Source organism: Methylocella tundrae, assembly GCF_038024855.1.
GTDB lineage: Bacteria > Pseudomonadota > Alphaproteobacteria > Rhizobiales > Beijerinckiaceae > Methylocapsa > Methylocapsa tundrae.
This window is the reverse complement of record NZ_CP139089.1, coordinates 205,965-228,124: the sequence shown is the minus strand read 5'-3', so window position 1 is coordinate 228,124 and position 22,160 is coordinate 205,965. Positions and strand designations below refer to the sequence as shown.

Below are 22,160 nucleotides of genomic sequence, written 5' to 3'. Positions count from 1 at the left end.
TCCAGATCGTTGCATTGCGCCGCGGAGCGTAGGGCTGGCCATTTCCGGCTCACGCCGCCGTTCCCACTTAAGAAGGACGGCGACCCTCGTTGCTGCCCCGCGACGATCCGCCTAACGCCCACGACCCGCGTCTTGAGCCTTGATGAGAGGAGGCTTATTCCTCGATCGGCCGGACCATAGCCCTCAATTATTTCCAAATCGACCCATTCGAGCCTTGACCGGGCGCCCCCTGAGAGGACTATTCCGGAGCAGGAAGGGATCGGCGGCGAAAACGCATCGTTCACTGGAAAAATGCGAGATGAGATGGATGTTGACGCCTTGGACGCTTTTTGGGCGTTCCGCCTTTCGACCGACTATCCGGGCCATAGATGGATCGTGTTTTGACGAGTTCAGGTAAGCCCGAACGGATCGTTATTTGCGCCCTGCAAACCTATTCGAAAATAGGCGGATTGCAGAATTTCAATCGCCGGGCGTTCCAGGCCCTCGCCGAGAGGGCGCAGCTGCGAGGGCAACCGAACCCGGCAGCGCTCCTTTCTGGAGATGAGCCCGCGTCGATCACGCCGATCCCAGGAATTGAGTTCATCCCCGTCAAGGATAGCCTGATTTTCCTGTCGAAGGCCGTTTGGCGCGGCGCGCTTGAGGCGGACATACTCGTTTTATGCCATGTCAGACTGGCTATTATCGCGCCAGTCGTGCGGCTGTTGCGGCCAAAACTTCCGATTCTCATGTTTGTCCATGGCATAGAGGTGTGGACGCGGCCGCAGCTGCCGAACTTGCATTACTTCGACCCCTGGTTCTTGCGCGCGGTAACGCGGATCGCCTCCGTCAGCGCATTTACCGGCGCCACCATGTCGCGGGTTTTCAAGATCCCCGCCGCCAAATTCCGGCTTCTTCCCAACGCGGTCGACCTCCTTCCGCAACCGCCAGGCCCGCAGAAGCGCGAAGGCGCCACGATTCTTTGCGTTTCCAGGCTCAGCGCGCGCGATCGCAAAAAAAACGTCAATCAGGTGATCCGCGCCATCGCCAAGCTCAAGGATCTTATACCGTCCCTGAAGTTCGAGATCGTTGGAGACGGGAAGCTGCGAGCCGAACTCGAAACACTCGCAAAAAATCTCGGCGTCTTCGACAAGATCACGTTTCTCGGACAAGTCGAGGACGAGGAGTTGAACGCCGCCTATGCACGGGCGACGGTTTTCGCCATGCCCTCCTCGAAGGAGGGGTTTGGGATTGTCTATCTCGAGGCCTGGTTGCGCGGCCTTCCGGTCATTTGCAGTTCGGAAGGGGCGTCAAGTGAAGTCGTGTCGGACGGCGTCGACGGTTTCGTCGTTGACCCAGACGATGTGTCGATGATCGTGGACCGGCTGCACAGACTGCTGACGCAACCCGAGCTTGCAAAAGCGATGGGCGAAAATGGTCTGCAGAAGGTCCGGCGGAACTATCTGGATGCAAATTTCCGCGCAAATCTCAACGCCATCCTCGATGAACTCGTCGATGAGGGAACGCCTCGAGCCCCGGCTCCATGCGATGTTGGGAACGCGTGAATTCACAACGCCAAACGAGGCGACAAAGCAGTGGACGGCAAGGCGGGCAAATCGTCGCATATCGCCTGCAAGAACTTTCCCGAAAGATTGCGCGCTGTGCTCTCTATCCTAAAATTGAGATATGCTTCGAGGACGCATACCCTCAGCGATGATGATAGCTGAACGAGATAACAGCGAGGCGCTGGATGTTGGAACCACTCGAAGCTTCTAAAGCCAATGCTTTACATGGCGGTCCAAGCTTCTCGCTCAAAAACCGGATCATCCGCGCGGCGTGGCATCTGACCTGGCTGCTGCTGGCGTCATGGACGCCGCCTCCGCTGCATGGCTGGCGGCGCTTTCTCCTGCGCGCCTTCGGAGCAAAGATCGGTCGCGGCGCCCGCATTTACGGCAGCGTTAAGGTCTGGCTCCCGTCAAATCTGGAAATGGGGGACCATTCGACCATTGGCTGGAACGTCAATTGTTATTGCCAAGGCAAGGTCACCTTGGAAGATTATGCGAGCGTCTCCCAATATAGTCACCTGGTGTCGGGAACGCACGATATCGACAGCCCGACTTTCCAGCTCTATACGCAGCCAATCCGCATCTGCCGATATGCGTGGGTCGCATCCGATGCGTTCGTCGGTCCTGGCGTGACCGTTGGAGAAGGCGCGGTTCTCGGCGCCCGAGGCGTCGCCTTCAAATCCCTGGAGCCATGGACCGTCTATGGCGGCAATCCGGCTCGTGTGATACGCAAGCGAAGATCCGCCATCGCGCAACAGCCAAATGAAATTCAGCCGGCCGATTGACATGGGCGCGACAGAATCCGGCACTGCGGTCATTTGACGATAGCGCATCGACGCTCGACCAAGACGAATGAGATGCGACATGAATGCGATCCCCGAGCCCGTCGATATCGCCATTCTGGATGACTATCAGAATGTCGCGCTGGACATGGCCGACTGGTCGCAGCTTCAGGGCCGCGCAATCGTGACTGTCTTTAATGACCACATCGAGGACCCCGAGGCGCTGGTCGCGCGCCTGCTGCCCTTCGACATTATCTGCGTCATGCGCGAGCGCACGCCTTTGCCGCGCGCAATCCTTGAAAAGCTGCCCCGGCTGAAGCTGATCGTCTCCACTGGCCGACGCAATGCTTCGATCGACGTCGCCGCCGCCACTGAGCGGGGCATTCCGGTTGCGCGCACTGGCTACTCGTCCGATGCGACAATTGAATTCACATGGGCCATGATCCTTGCAAGCGCGCGCCACATCGCGTCCGAGAATGCTTCGCTGCGCTCTGGCGGCTGGCAACGCTCGATCGGCGCTCACCTGCGCGGCAGGACCCTCGCCATTCTCGGACTTGGCAATATAGGCGCGGAGGTGGCGCGCATCGGCGCTGCGTTCGGCATGAAAATCATCGCCTGGAGCCAGAACATGACGGCGGAAAGCGCGGCGGCGGCGGGCGCTGAATTCGTCGCGAAGGACGAACTCTTCAGTCAGGCCGACATCCTCACCATCCATCTTGTTCTCAGCGGCCGGACGCGAGGCCTGGTCGGCGCGCGCGAGCTCGCTCTGATGAAGCCGACCGCGCGACTCGTCAACACTTCGCGCGGACCGATCGTCGACGAAGCCGCGCTGATCGACGCGCTGCGGGCTCGCAAAATCGCCGGCGCCGCGATCGACGTATTCGACGTCGAGCCTTTGAGCCCTCTGCATCCTTTCCGCTCGCTCGATAATGTGCTCGCGACCCCTCACATCGGCTACGTGTCCGATAGCGCCTACCGCACCTTCTATTCCGACACGGTCGCCGACATTCGCGCCTTTCTCGACGGCGAGCCGTTCCCTTTGTCGCCCCCGCCGCGAGTCTGAGTCCGCTCTCGGAATCGATGCTGAGAGACGGAGCCTTGGGGGGCGGCGTTCAATCGCCATCCGGCGCCTCGCGTTGTTTTCATGCCTGATCCGCAGACCTTGTGAAGGCAGCCTAGATATGATGATGATCATCATACACTGACTGACGAAAAACTCAACGGATCAATCCGGTTGCGTAGGGGCGGCTCAGGCCGAGGCTCGCAAAGCGCGGTTTTTGCGGACGCCGACCAGCGATTCCCCCCGCCGGGGCGTTGCTCTTTCCCGTGGCCTTCCCGAAGCTGATTCTCAGAGCGCGCAGACGCCTGTCGTTTTGCAGCGTTCCGCGCGGCCGCTCGAGAATCGCATGGCCAATAAAAAAGACGCCGCTCATCGCCCAGCCAAAGGCCAAAGGATGAAGCGGCGTCGCTTGAGTTGGGGACCTGCCATCGAAACAGGGACATTAAAGCAATTGCGGCGCCAGATAGTTTCGTGGCGTGAAAATGATTTAACTTTGCCCCCGCGCGGAGAAATCCTCCTCGGGGCCTCGCCTCGAAAGGCTCGCTTGGCCTCGCCGGCCACCACGGCGACGCTCAAGCCATTGCCTTCGGCCGCGCTCCAATCGCAATCGCGATAGGCATATTTACGGGCGGAATGATTATATGCTGCGCAGCCGCAAATCGCGCGCCTCGTCAAGCTGGGCTATTGGCTTGCTTGATGACGCGGATTATGGGATACTGACAACGTAAAAATTCAAGGTCTGTTCGAGATAAGGTTTCGCCCGATGGCGCCAGCTAAGCTTATCTTTTCCATCATGGGGCTCGGCATCGCGGCGCTGGCCCTTCCAGCCGCCGGCCACGCGAATTCATTGGGCACAGACGACACCTTGGGTTTCTGGGGCCGTCCCTATCCTTATGGTTACGTATACCACCGGCCTCCGGCGGAATGTTTCGACGTTCATCCCGTGGAGACGCCGGACGGTCCGCGCCTCGAAGAAACCTGGATTTGCGGAGCGCCCGTTTCTGCTCGCTATTGAGGCGCCTCTGACGCCGTTCGGCCCATCGCCCGGCGGCGCCTGTTTTCCGGCGTCCTGACACTCACCAGGACTAGCCCTTCAGCGCCTCCAGTTCAGCGCGCAGTTCCGCCGGCTCACCAACCCGGAACTGCGCGGCGGTCATCGTCCGAGCCGCTCCGACGCGAATCGAAATGCCGCCCCGCGCATTGACAAAAACAAAGCCGCTCTCATCGGTCAGATCGTCACCGATGAAAACGGGCGTTCGCCCGGCGAAAGGCGCGCTCGCCAGCAGAGCTTCGACCGCCGTCGCTTTGGTGTGGTCCGACTGCTTCAGTTCAGCCACCATCTTGCCCGGCTGCACCGCGAGCCCTGGACCGTCTGCGACCGATTCAAGCATCGTCAAAACCTCATCCGCAAGTTCCGGCCGCTGACGAAAATGCAGGGCAAGGGTCGCGCCCTTGTCTTCCAGCCTCAGGCCGGGATGAAGCTCGGCAAACGCGCGCAGCTTCGGCCGCGCGGCGTCCATGACGCCGCTCTGCGCAAAAATCCGGCTGCCGTCGACGAAACGGATCTCTGCGCCATGCAATCCGGCGGCGGGCAAAACCAGCGGCTCGAAGATGCGGTCGAGGTCGTCGATCTTGCGGCCGCTGACCAGCGCCAGCGCCGCCCCGGCTCGCCCGGCGACGTCCTGCAGCAGCGCGCGCAAAAACGCGTCGGCTGCGACATCCTCGGGCCGCGGCCTGATCTCGAGCAAAGTGCCGTCGACATCGAGAAAATAGGCCGAGGTCCGAGGCGGCGCCAGCCTTGCCAGTTCGCCCGATAGCAAAGACCGAGGAGAGGCGCTCAAAGTTACCACGCCCCTGTATTGGCCATCGAGGCCCAGGGCTCCTGTTTCGGCAGCGCGCCGCCCTTCTGCAACAGTTCGATCGAGATGGCGTCGGGTGAGCGGATAAAGGCCATGTGGCCATCCCTTGGCGGTCTGTTGATCGTGACGCCCGCTTTCATCAGCCTGTCGCAGGTCGCATAAATATCGTCGACGGCGAACGCCAGATGGCCGAAATTGCGGCCGCCAGTATAGACCTCGCTCTCCCAATTATAGGTCAGTTCGATCAACGGAGCTTGCGATTGTTTGGCGCGAACCGCATCGCCGGGCGCCGCCAGATAAATCAGCGTGTAGCGGCCAGCTTCGCTTTCGACACGCTTGATTTCAACAAGGCCGAGCTTGTCGGTATAGAATTCAAGCGACTTCTCAAGATCCGAGATTCGAACCATCGTATGAAGATATTCCATGTTCAATTCTCCCTTTCCGCCGCTGCCCGGTCGCGGCCCGCGACGCTCCGTCGAACTGGCGAGCCTATAGCACGAAGCGCGTCGCCTGCCGCCCCCGGCAAGCTGCCGCAGCGCGGCGGACGAAGGAACCCGTTTCGATGAGCGACAGCGTGAACGTCGAAAAGGCCGATCAGAGACTAAAGGAAGGCGCCGCGCTCGCGTCGATCGCGGTCAGCGCGGCGATGACGATCGCCAAGCTGATCGCCGGCCTCTTATCGGGCTCGCTCGCCGTGCTCTCCGAGGCGGGACACAATCTCGCCGACGTCGCGACAACGGCGCTCACCTATTTCGCAATCCGCATCGCCCACAAGCCCGCCGACAACGAGCACCAATATGGCCACGCCAAGGTCGAAGCTTTGGCCGCGCTGATCGAAACCGGATTCCTCTTCGCGCTTTCGGCCTTCATCCTGGTCGAAGCGGTGCGGCGGCTTTTTAGTCACGACGTCGAAATAAGCGCGGGCTATATCGTTTTCGCGGTGCTGATGGCCTCGATCGTGGTGGATCTGATCCGCTGGCGCAGCTTGAGAAAAATCTCAAGGGCGACAAAAAGCGAGGCGCTCGCGGCGGACGCGCTGCATTTTTCGAGCGACATCATTGCGTCGCTGCTGGCCATCGGCGGTCTCGTCGCGGCGCGCTTCGGTTTCCCGCAAGGCGACGCCATCGCCGCGCTGGGCGTCGCCGCCTTTGTCGCCGTCGCCGGCTATAAGATCGGCCGCCGCACGATCGACACGCTGGTCGACGCCGCGCCGAAGGGTTTGACCGAAAAAGTGTGGGCCATAGCCGCGTCGGTTCCCGGCGTGATCAGGATCGAGAAGGTCCGGCTGCGGCCCGCCGGACCGCAGGTGATCGGCGATATAGAGATCACCGTCGCCCGCACGCTGTCTCTCGAGACAATGGCGGCGATCAAGGCGAATGTCGCGGCGGCGATCAAAGCCCGGCATCCGGAAGTCGCGGTCACCATCTCGACGCAACCGATCGCCATCGACAGCGAAACCATCATCGAGCGCATTCTTCTCATCGCCGCCAAACGCCATCTGCCGGTGCATCACGTCACTATTCAGGAAATCGACGGGCGGGCGTCGATCAGCTTCGATGTCGAACTCGATGGCCGCATGCCGCATCGGAACGCCCATGAGATCGCCTCCGGGCTCGAAAACGAGATCAGCAAGGAACTCGGCGCCGGCATCGAGGTCGAGAGCCATATCGAGCCTTTGGAGCCGCGCCAGCTTCCAGGCCATGACGCGGAGCCGAAGGTCAGGGCGGACATCGAGGAGGCCCTGATCAAAAAAGCGCATGACCAGGGCGCCGAGCTGCGCGACATCCACAATGTTCGCGTACGGCGCACGCCGTCGGGACTCGTGGTGAATTATCACTGTCGCGTTGATCCGGCGCTCTCCGTCGACGAGGTGCATGACCAGGTCGATGCGCTGGAGCGCAAAGTCCGCGCCGCCTTCAAAACGATCATCCGGATCGTCGGCCACGCCGAGCCGGCAGAATGAAGGCGCCGACGTCCGCCGCGTCCCCCCGCGCCGCCATCGCGACGCTGGCGGGCCTCATGCGCAGCCGGCGCTTTGCGCCTTTGTTCTGGTGCCAGTTTTTTTCCGCGTTCAATGACAATTTCGTGCGCAACATGCTCGCCATGCTCATCCTGTTCAGGCTTGGCGAGCAGGGAGCGGGCGTGCTGGTGACGCTCGCGGTCGGCGTTTTTGTGCTGCCATCGCTCCTGCTGTCGGGGCTCGGCGGCGAGATGGCGGACGCGCAGGACAAGGGACGTCTCGCGCGCGTCTTGAAAGCCGCCGAAATCGGGGTTCAGCTTGTCGCGGCGGCAGGGCTGTGGCTCGCGTCCCTGCCGCTGCTTTATACGGCGCTGTTCGGCCTTGGTGTCATCGCCGCGCTGTTTGGCCCCCTCAAATACGCCATCCTGCCGGATCTCCTGAAAACCGGGGAGCTTATCGCCGCGAACGCTCTGGTGGAGGCGGCGACCTTCGCCGCCATCCTGCTCGGGCTTATCGCGGGAGGCCTCTCCGCGGCGCGCTCGTCCGAAAGCGTCACGCTGCAGCTACTGCTCATCGCCCTCGCCTGCTGGGGTTTCAGTCTTTTCATTCCAGCGACAAGCCGCGCGGCGCCGGGCCTTCGCATCACGCCCAATATTCTCGTCTCGACCGGCGCGCTTTTGCGCGAGGTCAGGCGAGAGCGTCAGCTGTGGAGCCGCAGCATCGCGGTTTCGTGGTTCTGGATGACGGGCGCGGTGGCGCTATCCCTGACGCCGGTCGTCATCCGCGACAGGACCGGCGGCGGCATCGGCGTCGAAACCGCCGTCAGCGCCCTCTTCGCAATCGGCATAGGAATCGGCTCGATGGCGGCGGCGCTGATCGCGAAGGGCCGCCTCCTGTTGCGTCCGGTTCTCTTCGCCGCGATCGGCATGGGGCTGTTCCTTGTCGATCTCGGCGTCTCGACCTCAAGACTTCCTACCGCGCGCGCAACGATCGGGCTCGAGGCGTTCTTCACCTCGGCGGCCGGACTGCGCGTGTCCTTCGACGTCGCGGGGCTCGCCTGCGCGGGCGGTCTTTTCGTCGTGCCCCTGTTCACCGCGATTCAGGCCGACGCCCCCGCCCCTTGGCGGTCAAGAATCGTCGCCGGCGTCAATGTGCTCAATTCCAGCCTGATTGTCGCAGGCGTCGCAGCGACAGCCGCGTTGCAAAGCAGGGCCGTCGGCCTGTCCGAACCGTTCTTGCTCGGAGGCCTTGGCGTCCTCACTCTCGCTTTCGCCGTTTACGTTCGCAGATGCGTGGCGCCAGCCGCTTGACGTGCGGCGGCGGATCAGTCAGCGACCGGCCGTTGGCGCTTCATAAGGCAACCCAAGCTTTGTCTCAGGCGCCGATGCGCTTGGCCGCAGTTGCCGAACGCCGTGGCGCGCAACATATGAAACCCAAAAGCGCCAAAAAGCGTTCATCGGGCGCCAAATGACGTGGATAGAGGGGAGGAGTTGCACTGATAGGAGTTATCAGAATGAACATGATTTCGAAGACCGTTCTCGCCGGCGCGCTCTTTGGGCTGTGCCTCGCCGGCGGCGCCAGCGCCAGCGCGCGGGAAAGTGGTTACCCTTGGGGCAGTCCAATCGCGGCTGGGTCCGTCAGCCCCAACGGCTCACTCGGCCCTGTCGCCGCGCCACCGCTCTATCATGGCCGTTCCGTCGCAACAGACGCGCGGCACGAATACCAGCGTCGCGCCGAGATGGACAGCAGGCGGTAAGAATCGGCCGCTGCGCGCTACCGGGGTTTCCATCACGGCGTTTTGCGCAAAAACGTTCCGAACCCGCGCGGACCGTCGCCGACCTGCATTTCGGCCGTGACCTTCAGCGTTTGTGCGTCGATCGCGAAAACGTCATTGGAAAACCAGTTCACGACATAGACCGTCCGCCCGTCGGAACTGGCTTGCAGCCCGTCGGGATATTCACCTACCGAAACGCGCCCGACGGACTTCAAAGTTTCGAGATCGAAGGCCGAGACAGTGCCGCCATATTGGTCGCTGGTGAAGCCGCGCCCGCCGGCGAGAGCGACGACATAGGGCCGCTTTCCGGCTGGCGCCGTGCCGATCAGTTTTCGCGCCTGAAGGTCGACGATCGAAACATCGTTGCTTTCGACATTGGCCGTATAGACGCGCGCGCCAGCGGCGTCGATTGTGACGCCAAAAGGATGAGCGCCTACTTTGACGGTGGCGATGGCATTGAAGCTCTTGGCGTCGATGATCGAGATGGCGTCGTCGTCTCGGTCCGCGACGACGATCAAGGCGCCGTCCGGCGACACCGCGACGCCGGAGGGCGATTTTCCGACGCTGGCGGTGGCGACGATCGCCCGCGTGGCAACGTCGATCTTATAGATGCGCGGGAGATAGAATCCCGCAACATAGATGAAAGCGCCGGTCGGATCGACGGCGATGCCGAGCGGCGTATCAGGCACGTCGATTTTCGCCCTGATCGCGCGGGAGGCCGCGTCGATCACAGAAACGAATTTCCCCTCGGTGCTGGTGACGAACGCCGTTTTGCCGTCGCGCGACATGGCTATTCCGGCCGGTTTGCCGCCAACCGAAATATGCGCCGCGACCTTATGCGTCGAAAGGTCGAGCACGCTCAGCCCGTCGCCATTCTGCTCCGTGATGAAAGCTTCGTCGGCCGTCGCCGGGCCGTGGCGCAGAAAGACGCCCAGCACGGCGAACGCGACTAGCGCCGCGCGGCGCATCAAAAACACGCCTATTTGGCCGAATCGATTTTCGTCTTGAGGGCCGCGAGGCCGCTCTTGTAGAGGTCGGAGACGGCCTTGATCGCGGCTTCGTCGTTGAGGTCGGGCGGCGGATCATTGTTGGGGTAGCCGCGATAGAAGGCGCCGTGCCATTCGACGGTGCTCGTCTTGCCATCGTCGCTCGGCCGCACATCGATTGTCGATGAATAATTATTGACCGGCAGGACCTTCACGTCGATTTTCGGGACGTAATAAGAATAGCTGTATTTGTCGGCGTCATATTTGGTCAGCTCCTCATCGATGGAGGCGCCGCCGCCGAGGTCGATGTGACGCTTCGCCGTGCCCGGCGTATTGCCGCCTTCGCCGGTCGTCGCCTTGACGACAGGAAGCCAGCTCATATCCTGAAAATTGCCGATGACCGCCCACACCTTCGCCGGCGGCGCGTTGACCTCAACTGTTTCGGTAACCTTCTGGCGCGTCGGCCCGTGCGCCCATGCCCCGCCCGGCAAAGCCGAAACGATCAGGGCGGCGCCCAACAGAGCAGACTTCAGTATGCGTTCAGCCATTGTTTCGCGTCCCTTAATAACTTGTTTGCGTGCTGATCCTTTGCATCGCACCCGCACTTTACGCCTCGCCGGCGCAAGCCCTATGATCGGCTCGACCCGCGAGCCCTTTTGCCGCCGCCTTGTGTTGAGGTTTTGATGCGTACCGACAGTGCCGAACCCGTTCGCCTGAAAGACTACAAGGCTCCAGACTATCTGATTGACGCGGTCGATCTCGATGTCAAGCTCCACGCGACCGCGACCCGGATCGTCTCGCGCCTCAGCATTCGGCCCAATCCACATGGCCGGCGCGACGCCGCGCTGGTTCTGGACGGGGACGGGCTCAACGCAAGGCGGATCACGCTGGACGGCGAGGCGATCGACCTCGACAAAGCCTTGCTCAGCCCGGATCAACTGACGCTCGCAGCGCCGCCGCAGCGGCCATTCGCACTGGAGATCGAGACGGAAATCGACCCATCGGCGAACACGCGCCTGATGGGCCTCTATCGCTCGGGCTCCGCCTATTGCACCCAGTGCGAGCCGGAGGGTTTTCGCCGCATCACCTATTTTCTCGACCGGCCTGACGTGCTCAGCGTCTATACGGTGCGCATCGAGGCGGATCGCTCGGAGGCGCCGCTGCTTCTCTCCAACGGAAATTTGATCGAGGCGGGCGATCTCGAAGGAGGCAAGCGCCATTACGCGGTCTGGCGCGACCCCTTTCCAAAACCCTCATATCTGTTCGCTCTGGTCGGCGGCGATCTCGGCTCCGTTCACGATGAATTCATCACGAAGTCGGGCCGCAAGGTCGCGCTTGGCATTCATGTCGAACACGGCAAGGAGCCGCACGCCGCTTACGCCATGGATGCGCTCAAGCGGTCGATGGCCTGGGACGAGACCGCTTTCGGCCGGGAATATGACCTCGACGTGTTCAATATCGTCGCCGTGTCCGATTTCAACATGGGCGCGATGGAGAATAAGGGCCTCAACATCTTCAACGACAAATATGTGCTCGCCTCGCCCGCGACTGCGACGGACGCCGATTACGCCCATATCGAGGCCGTGATCGCGCATGAATATTTCCATAACTGGACCGGCAACCGCATCACCTGCCGCGACTGGTTCCAGCTCTGCCTCAAGGAAGGCCTCACGGTCTTCCGCGACCATGAATTCTCCTCGGACATGCGCTCGCGCGCGGTTCATCGCATCGCCGACGTGCGCGCGTTGCGGGCCGCGCAATTTCCCGAGGACGCAGGCCCGCTCGCCCATAATGTGCGGCCTGAGACCTATCATGAGATCAATAATTTCTACACGGCGACGATCTATGAGAAGGGCGCCGAAGTGATCCGCATGCTGAAAGTGCTGATCGGCGAAGAGGCCTTCGCCAGGGGCATGGATCTTTATTTCGATCGCTATGACGGGACGGCGGCGACGATCGAAGATTTCATCTCCTGTTTCGCGGAAGCCGCCAACCGCGATCTGACGGCGTTCTCGCGCTGGTATCATCAATCCGGAACGCCGCTCGTTGAGGCGAATGGCGCTTATGACGCGGCGGCGCGAACGTTTACGCTTGAATTCCGGCAATCCTCGAAGCCGACGCCGGGACAGGACCACAAGGAGCCTTTCGTCATTCCGATCGCGCTTGGCCTCGTCGGCCGCGATGGCGATTTGCCGCTGAAGGTCGGCGCCCAGAACGGCGCCAGCGCGCTGGAGATTTCACGCGCCGTCTTCGAGCTTTCGGCTCCGAGCCGGAAGATCACTTTCCTCGACGTGCCGAGCCGTCCGGTGCCTTCCCTGCTGCGCGGTTTTTCGGCTCCCGTGCGGCTCGACTATCCGGCCAGCGAAGCCGATCTCATCACGCTCATCGCGCATGACAGCGACAGCTTCAACCGCTGGCAGGCGGCGCAGACCTACGCCAGCCGGCTGTTGCTGCGCTCGGTCGCCAATATCCGCGGCGGCGGCGAAGCGCGCCACGATCAGGGCTTCATCGACGCGCTCGGCGTCGTCCTCAATAAAAGCTCGGACCCCGCTTATACGGCGCAGATGATCACCTTGCCGAGCGAGGCCGACATTGCCCGCGATATGGGCGAGGATGTCGATCCCGACGCCATTCACGCCGCGCGCGACGCGTTGCGGCAGGCGATCGGCAAAAGCCTCGCCGCCGGTCTTCTCTCCGCCTATGCGCGGCACGCCGAGAACGGGCCTTATTCGCCTGACGCCGAGGCCGCCGGCCGCCGCGCCTTGCGCAACGCCGCGCTCGATCTTTATTGCGCGGGCGAGCCAGCGGAAGGCGCCCGCCTCGCCGCCCGCCAGTTCGAGGCCGCCGACACAATGACCAATGAGATCGCCGCCCTCGGCGCGTTGGCGCAGAAGGCGGGCTCGTTGCGGGAGGGGGCGCTCGACACATTCTATCGCCGCCACGCCGCTGAGGCTCTGGTGATCGACAAATGGTTCGCGCTGCAGGCGATGATCCCCGAAACCGACACGCTCGAGCGGATTCAGAAGCTGATGCGCCACGCCGCCTTTTCGCTTCAAAATCCGAACCGGGTGCGCTCGCTTATCGGCGCCTTCGCAACCGGAAACCAGACGCGCTTCAACGCGCCGGACGGAAGCGGCTATGATTTTGTCGCCGGCGTCGTGCTCGATCTCGACCAGAAAAACCCGCAGGTCGCCGCCCGGCTGCTCGCCGCCTTTAAGAGCTGGCGCTCGCTCGAGGCGAAACGGCGGGGGCTCGCAGAGGCGGCGCTGCGCCGCATCGCCGCCGAGGGCGCGCTTTCAGCGGACGTCAAGGACATTGTCGAGCGTTCGCTCGGCTAGCTGATCCGGCAAAGCGCATAGGAACGCATCAGGACGATAAGGGAAAGAGAGGGCTTTCGGACTTTGAAGAGTTGGAAGCCTTCCTCACGCGCCGCTTTCAAGCCAAAGGACGAATGCAAACCAAAGGACGAACGAATGAGCGAGCAGCTCTGGACCGCCGTCGACTCTTATATCTGTGACCTTCTCGCGCCCGGCGATCCGGCGCTCGACGCCGCGCTGGAGGCGAGCGCCGCCGCCGGCCTTCCCTCGATCCAGGTCGCGCCCAATCAGGGAAAGCTCCTGCAGCTTCTGGCGCGCATCCAGGGGGCAAGAAGCATTCTCGAAATCGGAACGCTCGGCGGCTACAGCACGATCTGGCTCGCGCGGGCCCTGCCGCCCGAGGGGCGTCTGATTACGCTCGAGGCCGATCCCAAACATGCTGAAGTCGCGCGCGCCAATTTTGCGCGGGCAGGACTTGCCGGCCAGATCGAACTGCGGCTCGGCCAGGCGCTCGATACGCTGCCGCAATTGTCGATGGAGCGCCTTGGCCCCTTCGATCTTTTTTTCATCGACGCCGACAAGGCGAACATTCCGGCCTATTTCAACTTCGCCCTTGGTTTATCGCGCCGCGGAAGCCTCATCATTGTCGATAATGTCGTGCGCAAAGGCGCGGTGATCGACCCTGACAGCGCCGATCCCGACGTCAAGGGCGTGCGGCGGTTCAATGAGATTCTCTCCTGCGAAACGCGCGTCGACGCAACGGCGATTCAGACGGTTGGCGGCAAAGGCTATGACGGTTTCGCGCTGGTGCTGGTCACCGCTGATCCTTGAGCGAAGCCGCGCGGCTTAAGGCTGCGCGAGGGGCCGCGCCTCGCCGCCGCGGCGCTTGGCGTCCTTCACCTACGCAATTGTTTTTACGATCTTTTCGCCCCGGAGGCGAGCTGTTTCCCGGACGCAGGACCAACGCGCAAACGCTTCTTTTTCAAATACTTACGCAATTGATGCGGATTTTTTGCGAGAGCGCATCAGGATCTGCCGTCAAGCTTAAAAATTACATTCATTCTTAATGAATTTTCTGGACAAAAAAGCGAAGTCGGAGTCTCATGATTCTCGACTCGGAGAGGTGCGGCACATCACTCCGGTCAAGTTTCGAGGGGGCCTGACATGGCGCGTGCAAACGCGGCTGATGCGTCTGCGCATGCAGACGCATTGCTAGAACTTGCCGGGACTCCGGCGCTTCACGCCGCGTCGGCGCGGACTGCGCTCTCCGGGATAGGAAGTCTCGAGATCTGGGTGCGTCGCGGCGTTCCCGCGATGGTCGTTCTCTTCATCGCAGCCCTCATCGCCATGACGAGCGTGATGGCGCATGATTCGTATGACCGCACCGTCTCCGACGCCCTTTCCGACCTCGAGCTGCTCTCCGCCGTCGTCACCGACGATCTTCGTGACATTCTGAAACAGACGCCGCAGAGCGATATCGGCGCCGCGCTCGCTGATACGGTCCCCTCACGCGCCATCGCCCGCGGACAACAGGTGCTGATCACAAACCTCGCCGGCGACGTCATCGCATCCGCCCCAGGCTCCGAACGGGTGAGAGGCTCACTCACCGACTATCTTGGCGTGGCGCAACCGCTGACCATTTTCGCCGAAAAGGCCGGTGTCCTTCGCATCAATCTCGCCGACGGCACGGACGCCCTCGCGACCGTGCGCAACTTGCGCGCGCCGCTGGGGCAGATCGCCTTCATCGCGCCGATGTCGTCGATTCTCGCCGAATGGCGCACCGCCGCGTTGCGCACCGCCGTTCTCCTCGTCTCGACCACTCTCGTACTCATCGCGCTCGCGGTCGCCTATTTCTGGCAGGCGTCCCGCGCACGCGAATCCGATCGCATCTGCGATCGCGTACGCGATCGCATCGACACCGCCCTGACGCGCGGCCGATGCGGGCTTTGGGACTGGGATCTCGCGCGTGGACGGATCTACTGGTCGGATTCGATGTATGAAATCCTCGGCATGGCGCCCGTCGGCAATTTTCTCTCCTTCGGAGACATCAACACGCTGGTGCATCCGCAAGATGGCGATCTTGCCGCCATCGCGGAAATGCTGACCGCATCGAAAGCCGAGAGCGTCGACCACGCCTTCCGGATGCAAAATGTCAGGGGCGAATGGGTTTGGCTGCGCGCGCGCGCCGAACTCGTGCGCGAACGGCCGGGATCAACGCCCCATCTCGTCGGCATCTGCGTCGACATCACTGAGCAAAAGACGCTTGCGGAACGCTCCGCCACGGCTGACCTGCGCCTGCGCGACGCTATTGAATCGGTGTCGGAAGCCTTCGTCCTCTGGGACGCCGACAATCAACTCGTCATGTGCAATTCGAAGTTCCAGAAATTCCACAATCTGTCGAGCGAGGCCGTCACCGCCGGAACGCCTTACGCCCAGGTCATGGAGCGGGGCACCCCGCCGCTCATCCAGGCGCAGACAGCGCTCGGCGAGAGGCCTCAGGCCGGCGCCCGGACCTACGAAGCGCGGCTCGCTGACGGGCGCTGGCTACAGATCAACGAACGGCGCACCAAGGACGGCGGCTATGTTTCCGTCGGCACCGACATCACCACCCTGAAGCGTCATGAAGAACAGTTGATGGAGAGCGAACGCCGTTTGATGGCGACCGTCGCGGACCTGCGCAAATCTCGTCAGACGCTGGAAGTCCAGGCGCAGCAGCTCGCCGATCTCGCCGAGAAATATCTCGAACAGAAAGCCGAGGCTGAAACGGCCAACCGCGCAAAGTCGGAATTCCTCGCTAATATGAGCCATGAATTGCGAACGCCCCTGAACGCCATCATCGGTTTCTCCGAATTGATGCAGCAGGAAACGTTCGGCCCGCTCGGCTCCAGCAAATATGTCGACTATTCCAGCGACATCAAACAGAGCGGCGAATATCTGCTGGGCGTCATATCCGATGTTCTCGACATGTCGCGCCTCGAGGCCGGCCGCGTGCGCCTGCAAAAGACTGATTTCGACATCGACACGGCGGTCAAGCGCGCCGTCTCGACGATCGAACAGATCGCGCGCGAGAAAGACATCACTGTCATCGCCGAAACCTTGCCTGAGAAGCGCATTCACGCCGATCGCGACGCTTTCGAGAAAATCCTTACTATCCTTCTTCGCAACGCCGTGAAATTTACGCCCAATGACGGGCGCGTCAGCGTACGCACGCGCATCGTCCAGGGAGCCCTCAACGTTTATGTGGAGGACACCGGCATGGGCATCGCGGCGGCGCCGCTGGCGCGGCTAGGTCGGCCGTTCGAACAGTTGGACGGCGGCCTCGACAATGGCATGAAGGGCTCGGGGCTTGGCCTCGCGATCGCGCGCTCGCTCGTCGATCTACATGGCGGCTCGATGCGTATTCGCTCAACCGTCGGCTCCGGCACCATTGTCCTCGTGCATCTGCCGCAATCGCGCGACGCGCCGCGCCAGAAGCTGCTGATGGCGGCGGCCGCGCCGCGCCGCCCGCACGCCCCGCCGCAAAAACTGCGCGCTTCAGTGCGCGGATAGCACCTGCCTGAAAATCGCGCGCACCTTCGAGCGCGCCTCGACGAGATCGCTTTCCAGAGCGCTGATGCTCGGCAGTTCAGCGGCGTTGGCGAGGCGGCGCTGCACGGCTTCGCTCGCAAGGCGTGGATCGGCGCCAGGGTCGAGGGTCAGCCGCAGCATTTGCGTGACATTCGTCATCAAGCGAAGGGCGTCGAGCAGCGTTCGCGCATCCTCGCGCTCGATCAAGCGGAGTTCCGCTGCGGTCTCGAGCACCGCCGATGTCGAAACGCTGATCAGCGAGGGATGTGCGTGCGCGTGGCGCAGCAGCAGATATTGCGCGAGGAACTCGATGTCGATGAGGCCCCCGGACGCCAGCTTCAAATCCCAGGGGTCCTTGTCGCCCTTGACGCTTGCGATCAGCTTGCGCATTTCGACGACCTCGCGCGCCAGTTTCGCGGGACGCTCGCGCATCAGAACGGCGCGGATGGCCTCGCCCGTCTCAAGGCTGAGGCCACAGTCGCCGGCGACAGGCCGCGCGCGCGTCAGCGCCATATGCTCCCAGGTTTCCGCCGCGTTGTTTTGATATTCGACGAAACTGCGAAGCTGCGTCGCCACCGGGCCCTGGCGCCCAGACGGACGCAGGCGCATATCAACCTCATAAAGCGGGCCGCGTTTCGTCGCGACCGTCAAAGCTGAAATGAGGCGCTGTGCGATGCGCGTGTAATACTGCACGGCATGCAATGGCCGGGCGCCGTCCGACTCCGGACGGTCGCGGTCGAAATCATAGATGAGAATAAGGTCGAGATCGGACGCCGCGGTCATCTCGTATGAGCCGAGCTTGCCAAGACCAAGGACAATGCAGCGCCCTGCCGGCACGCGGCCGTGTTCGGTGGCGAAAAGGCGCTCGATAAAGGCGAGCGCCGCCTCGACGATGGCGCCAGCGAGCGAGGAATAGTCGCGCGCCGCCGCCATCGGGCTGATCGCCCCCGACATGAGCTTGAGCCCGATCGGAAACATCTCTTCCTTGGCGAAATCGCGCAGCGCATCAAGAAATTCCTCAAGATGCGCCGAGGCTCCAAGGAGCCGCGCGGCGCGCTGCCCGTAAACGCTGTCATCTATTGGCGTTTCGAGGATGCGCGGATCGACCGTCGCGTCGAGGATATGCGGATTGTTGATGACCATGCGCGCAAGGCGCGGGGCGCCGCCAAGAATATCGGCGAATAATTCGCAAAGCCGCGGGTTCGATTTCAGGAGCGAGAAGAGTTCGACCGCCGCGGGCATGCGCGCGAGCGCGCTGTCAAAACCGGCAAGCGCCATGTCGGGATCGCCTGAACTCGCGAAGGCCTGAACGAGCCCTGGAACAAGTTCGGTCAAAACCTCCCGCGCATGCGGCGTGCGCACCGCGGGCCGTCGGCCAAAATGCCAACCTCTGATCGTCTCCAAAGCCTTGGCCGGCTCCTTGAAGCCAAGCCGCGCCAGCGTCTCCAGCGTCTCGGGATCGGCTTCGGCGCCGGCGAAGACGAGACTGCCGACTTCGGCGTCAAGCGCCGGCGCATCCTCGAACAGGCGCGCGTAATGATGGGAAACCCGGCCCATGTGGCGCATGAGGGAGGTTTCGAAATCCTGTTCTTTCGCAAAGCCGCAAAAGCGCGAAAAGCGCGACAATTCTTCGCGATCGGCAGGCAGGCGCTGCGTCTGTTCGTCGGCCACCATCTGCAGACGGTGCTCGACTTCGCGCAGGATGACGTAAGCGGCGCTGAGATCGTTCACCGCCTCGCCCGTCACCCAGCCGTCGGCGCCAAGTTCGGCGAGCATGTCGAGCGTGCGCGAGCCGCGAAGGTTCGGCCTTTTTCCGCCGAAGATCAATTGCTGGGTCTGGACGAAGAATTCAATCTCGCGAATGCCGCCGCGGCCGAGCTTGACGTCGTGGCCCGGCACGGTGACTTCGGCATGGCCGCGCACGGCGTGGATCTGCCGCTTCATGGCGTGAATGTCGGCGATGGCGGCGTAGTCGAAATATTTACGCCAGATGAACGGCGTCAGGGTCGCGAGAAACGTCCGGCCGAGCGCGCTATCGCCTGCGGCCGGACGCGCCTTGATATAGGCGGCGCGCTCCCAGTTCTGGCCGAGCATTTCGTAATAGCTGTAGGCGGCGGGAAGCGAGACCGCGACGGCTGTCGAGCCAGGGTCCGGCCGCAGCCGCAAATCCACCCGCAGCACGTAGGAATCGACCGTCCGCTCCTGCAAGAGTTTGACGAGGCGCTTCGTCAGGCGAACAAAGACGGCGGAGGCCGCCGCCCCTTCGGCCAGGGCTGACGATTCGGGATCGTAAAAAACCGCGAGATCGACGTCGCTTGAATAGTTGAGCTCATTCGCGCCGAGCTTGCCGAGCGCGAGAATGACGAGGCCGCAGCCTGTCTCGGGCTCCGCCAATGAGGCAAGCTTCAGGCTGCCGGCGTGATGGGCCTCGCGCAGCAGAAAGCGCAAAGCGGCTTTGAGGAAGGCGTCAGCCGCGCGTGAAAGCGCGGCGGTCGTGCGCACAACGTCAGTGACGCCGCCAAGGTCCTCGAGCGCGATCAAAAGCGCGGTTTCCTGCTTCGCCCGGCGCAAGATGCGCATGGCGACGGCCTCATCCGCTGTCTCGTCGCAGGCCGCGCTCATCGCTTTGAGGCAGGCGTCAATCCGCGCGTCCGGATCGCTCAAAAGGCATTGCGCGAGGCGGCCAGGATCGCAAGCCGCAAGGCGCCACAGAAAGGGCGAATGATCGGCCAGCGCCTCGAGCAGTGGCTTGACGTGAGGCTCGCCGGCGAGAGCGCGAAGATCAGCCGCCGCATCGGATTGAAGGAGATCATCGACCCCCGCGCGCGCGCGGCGCCGATCCGTGAGGCGCGGGGCCTGACGCAGACGCCGATACAACGGCAGATCGGCCTCGCCCTCAGGCCTGTCGGCGGCGCGCGCCGGGTTCTGCGGCTTTCGTTCGGTCACGCCGCGGCCTCCGGCGGCGGAAGCGCCAGTCGCGGCGGCGGTTCGCGCACGATAGCGATCGCAGGCAGAGCGATGACGACGCGCAGGCCCGGCGCATTATCCTCGATTCGTAACGAGCCGTTATGCAGCCGCGCGACGGCGGCGGCCAGAGAGAGGCCAAGCCCCGATCCCGGCCGCGAGCGCGAATTCTCCAGCCGCACGAAACGATCGAGGACGCGTATGCGATCGGCCTCCGGGATACCCGGGCCATGATCGGCGACGCTGATCTCGACGTGAGGGCCACAGCGATGCGCGGACAGTTCGACGATGCGCTCGACGGTTGCGCGAGACTGCGCGCCAGCGGTCTGCTCCTCCGCCTCGCCGCCATATTTCAGCGCATTGTCGACGAGGTTTGCAATCGCCTGTCCGACAAGCTCGCGGCTGCCATGAACCATGAGATTGGGCTCGGCGTCGATTTTCAGGACGAAGCCTCGTTCCTCGGCCGCCGGCTCATAGAGTTCGCCGACGTCGCGCGTCACACATTCTGCGTCGAAATCGATCATGCCTTCGCGCCCTGAGCCCGCCTCCGCCCGGGCGATATTCAGGAGGGCGTCGAAAATATGGATCAGGCGGTCGGATTCCTCGATCACTTTTTCCAGCGCGCTGCGATAGTCCTCAGCCGTTTTGCCGAATTGCAGAGCCTGCTCGGCGCGGCTGCGCAAACGCGTCAGCGGCGTCTTGAGATCATGCGCGATATTATCCGAGACCTGCTTGACGCCAGCCATGAGTTCGCCGATGCGGTCGAGCATGGCGTTGAGGTTCTGGACCAGCCTGTCGAGTTCATCGCCCGTGCCGGCGACGGGCAGCCGGCCGGAGAGATCGCCGGCGACGATCGTTCGGGCGTTGGCGTTGATGGCCTCGACGCGATTGAGCACGCGTCGCGCCACCCATAGGCCGCCGAGCGTGCCAATGACCACCAGCCAGAACAGGGAAGTGAGCAGCGCGCCGCCGAGAATATGGCGCAGGCTCTCGCCTTCCTCGAGGTCATGTCCGACAAGCAGCCGGAAGCCGCCCGGGAGCGCGAAGATGCGCGCCATGGCGCGGCGCTTCTTGCCGACGCCTCCCGCCGGCTCATAGGCGGTCTCGACAAGCCCCGGACGCTCCAGGACGCCTAGCGGCAGATTTTTGATGTTGCCCGCGATCGGCTCGCCCGCCGCTGTGGTGACGAGATAGAGATCGGCGCCCGGCCGCTGCGTCCGCTTTTCGACGCTTTCGACGAGGCCGCGGATGCCGCCTTGCGCATATTGCTCAGCCAGTCCGCCGATGTCGGCGTCGACCGTTTGGGCGATCTGCTGGTTGATCAGCATCTTCACATTGTCGCCGACGCTGCCAAGGACCAGTCCCGCGCCGATCGCCGATATCACCAGATAAGCCAGCGATACTTTGAAAACCGTCGTGCGAAAAAGCCTAGCGAGAGCCGTCACGGATCATATATCCCGCGCCGCGAATGGTTTGCAGAAGGGGCGGCTCGAAACCCTTGTCGATCTTGCCCCGCAGCCGGGAAATATGAACGTCAATGACATTGGTCTGCGGATCGAAATGATAGTCCCATACATTTTCGAGCAGCATGGTCCGCGTCACCACTTGCCCGGCGTGCTTCATCAAATATTCCAGCAGCCGAAATTCACGCGGCTGGAGCTGGATTTCCTTGCCTTCCCGCGTGACCTTGTGGGCCAAGCGGTCAAGTTCCAGGCCATTGACGCGATAAACCGTTTCCTCTCCCGTTCCCGTCTGCTTACGCCGCGCCAAAACTTCGACGCGCGCAAGAAGTTCAGAAAAAGCATAAGGCTTTGCAAGATAATCATCGCCGCCGGCGCGCAGGCCCTTGACGCGGTCATCGACCTGGCCGAGCGCCGACAGGATCAGCGCCGGCGTCTCGATCTTCTGCGAGCGAAGGCCGCCGATGAGCGAGAGCCCGTCGAGCTTCGGCAACATGCGATCGACGATCAGGACGTCGTAATCTTCTTCGCGCGCGCGGGCGTAGCCTTCCAGTCCGTCGCCCACGTGATCTGCGACGTGCCCCGCTTCGCGAAACGCCTTGGCCATGTAGTTGGCCGCTTCCGAATCATCTTCGACGATAAGTATGCGCATAAGGGACATAATACTCATTTCCTGAAAAAGCAGCAGGCCGGGAGTCGCCTCCCGGCCTGTCGCGTCCTGGAGCCCGCGCCGTGGCGGGGGGCGACCCGTCGCGGACTCGCAAAAGTCTCGCAGCCGAGACTTAGGAAGCTGAAACTTTGAAAGCCCTCTTCAAAATTGAAGCGATCATGCCCGGCGTCACTTAATTCGCCGCGTCAACTTGTCCGAAAAGTCTGCAACTTTTCGGGTT

General features: G+C 62.6%; 17 protein-coding genes. 10 read left to right on the top strand and 7 right to left on the bottom strand.

Annotated elements, in window-relative coordinates; genetic code table 11:
* The first annotated feature begins 380 nt into the window (after nucleotides 1-380).
* The 4 genes from SIN04_RS03455 (at nucleotide 381) to SIN04_RS03440 (ending at nucleotide 4,398) form a co-directional block, all read left to right on the top strand.
* Nucleotides 381-1,541 (top strand): glycosyltransferase family 4 protein, encoded by a 1,161-nt coding sequence (locus tag SIN04_RS03455; RefSeq protein WP_166795833.1) that lies wholly within the window; start codon nucleotides 381-383, stop codon nucleotides 1,539-1,541.
* 185 nt (nucleotides 1,542-1,726) lie between these two features.
* Nucleotides 1,727-2,326 (top strand): putative colanic acid biosynthesis acetyltransferase, encoded by a 600-nt coding sequence (locus SIN04_RS03450; protein WP_134486174.1) that lies wholly within the window; start codon nucleotides 1,727-1,729, stop codon nucleotides 2,324-2,326.
* Nucleotides 2,327-2,405: 79 nt separating this feature from the next.
* On the top strand, nucleotides 2,406-3,386 hold the full coding sequence (locus SIN04_RS03445; RefSeq protein WP_134486172.1) for a D-2-hydroxyacid dehydrogenase family protein: 981 nt from the start codon (nucleotides 2,406-2,408) through the stop codon (nucleotides 3,384-3,386).
* A 760-nt stretch (nucleotides 3,387-4,146) separates the two neighbouring features.
* Complete coding sequence (locus tag SIN04_RS03440; RefSeq protein ID WP_134486170.1) at nucleotides 4,147-4,398, top strand: hypothetical protein; 252 nt, start codon at nucleotides 4,147-4,149, stop codon at nucleotides 4,396-4,398.
* A 70-nt stretch (nucleotides 4,399-4,468) separates the two neighbouring features.
* On the opposite strand, the gene otsB is transcribed toward SIN04_RS03440, so the two are convergent.
* A complete protein-coding gene (otsB, locus tag SIN04_RS03435; protein WP_244605649.1) occupies nucleotides 4,469-5,224 on the bottom strand; it encodes a trehalose-phosphatase in 756 nt (251 codons plus the stop codon).
* 2 nt (nucleotides 5,225-5,226) lie between these two features.
* Entirely contained in the window at nucleotides 5,227-5,667 is a 441-nt protein-coding gene (locus SIN04_RS03430; protein ID WP_341264212.1) for a VOC family protein, read from the bottom strand.
* A gap of 137 nt (nucleotides 5,668-5,804) precedes the next feature.
* Here SIN04_RS03430 and SIN04_RS03425 point away from each other — a divergent pair, with 137 nt between their 5' ends.
* From SIN04_RS03425 to SIN04_RS03415, 3 genes are all read left to right on the top strand, one after another.
* Entirely contained in the window at nucleotides 5,805-7,205 is a 1,401-nt protein-coding gene (locus SIN04_RS03425) for a cation diffusion facilitator family transporter (protein WP_134486164.1), read from the top strand.
* Nucleotides 7,202-8,512, top strand: coding sequence for an MFS transporter (locus SIN04_RS03420; RefSeq protein ID WP_134486162.1), 1,311 nt, complete (start codon nucleotides 7,202-7,204; stop codon nucleotides 8,510-8,512). The genes SIN04_RS03425 and SIN04_RS03420 overlap by 4 nt, the downstream gene beginning before the upstream one ends.
* Before the next feature lie 203 nt (nucleotides 8,513-8,715).
* The gene (locus SIN04_RS03415) at nucleotides 8,716-8,958 is read left to right on the top strand and encodes a hypothetical protein (RefSeq protein ID WP_134486160.1); all 243 of its coding nucleotides are present in this window, start codon (nucleotides 8,716-8,718) and stop codon (nucleotides 8,956-8,958) included.
* 32 nt (nucleotides 8,959-8,990) lie between these two features.
* Here the strand turns inward: SIN04_RS03415 and SIN04_RS03410 are convergent, their stop codons facing one another.
* Together SIN04_RS03410 and SIN04_RS03405 are read right to left on the bottom strand one after the other, a co-directional pair.
* Entirely contained in the window at nucleotides 8,991-9,944 is a 954-nt protein-coding gene (locus tag SIN04_RS03410; RefSeq protein WP_134486158.1) for a beta-propeller fold lactonase family protein, read from the bottom strand.
* 11 nt (nucleotides 9,945-9,955) lie between these two features.
* Nucleotides 9,956-10,510, bottom strand: coding sequence for an SRPBCC family protein (locus SIN04_RS03405; RefSeq protein ID WP_134486156.1), 555 nt, complete (start codon nucleotides 10,508-10,510; stop codon nucleotides 9,956-9,958).
* A gap of 135 nt (nucleotides 10,511-10,645) precedes the next feature.
* Between SIN04_RS03405 and pepN the strand changes: the two genes are divergently transcribed.
* The 3 genes from pepN (at nucleotide 10,646) to SIN04_RS03390 (ending at nucleotide 16,828) form a co-directional block, all read left to right on the top strand.
* Nucleotides 10,646-13,300: an aminopeptidase N gene (gene pepN / locus SIN04_RS03400; protein WP_134486154.1), complete on the top strand. Its 2,655-nt coding sequence runs from the start codon at nucleotides 10,646-10,648 to the stop codon at nucleotides 13,298-13,300.
* A gap of 135 nt (nucleotides 13,301-13,435) precedes the next feature.
* Nucleotides 13,436-14,110, top strand: a complete 675-nt coding sequence (locus SIN04_RS03395; protein ID WP_341264211.1) for an O-methyltransferase — start codon at nucleotides 13,436-13,438, stop codon at nucleotides 14,108-14,110.
* A 333-nt stretch (nucleotides 14,111-14,443) separates the two neighbouring features.
* Nucleotides 14,444-16,828, top strand: coding sequence for a sensor histidine kinase (locus SIN04_RS03390; protein WP_341264210.1), 2,385 nt, complete (start codon nucleotides 14,444-14,446; stop codon nucleotides 16,826-16,828).
* Here SIN04_RS03390 and SIN04_RS03385 read toward each other — a convergent pair.
* The 3 genes from SIN04_RS03385 to SIN04_RS03375 are packed head-to-tail and all read right to left on the bottom strand — an operon-like array spanning nucleotide 16,814 to nucleotide 21,922.
* The gene (locus SIN04_RS03385; RefSeq protein WP_341264209.1) at nucleotides 16,814-19,792 is read right to left on the bottom strand and encodes a bifunctional [glutamine synthetase] adenylyltransferase/[glutamine synthetase]-adenylyl-L-tyrosine phosphorylase; all 2,979 of its coding nucleotides are present in this window, start codon (nucleotides 19,790-19,792) and stop codon (nucleotides 16,814-16,816) included. The genes SIN04_RS03390 and SIN04_RS03385 overlap by 15 nt on opposite strands.
* On the bottom strand, nucleotides 19,789-21,255 hold the full coding sequence (locus tag SIN04_RS03380) for a sensor histidine kinase (RefSeq protein WP_134486149.1): 1,467 nt from the start codon (nucleotides 21,253-21,255) through the stop codon (nucleotides 19,789-19,791). Before SIN04_RS03380 ends, SIN04_RS03385 begins: the two co-directional genes overlap by 4 nt.
* Nucleotides 21,239-21,922, bottom strand: coding sequence for a response regulator transcription factor (locus SIN04_RS03375; protein ID WP_134492231.1), 684 nt, complete (start codon nucleotides 21,920-21,922; stop codon nucleotides 21,239-21,241). Before SIN04_RS03375 ends, SIN04_RS03380 begins: the two co-directional genes overlap by 17 nt.
* Nucleotides 21,923-22,160 lie beyond the last annotated feature (238 nt).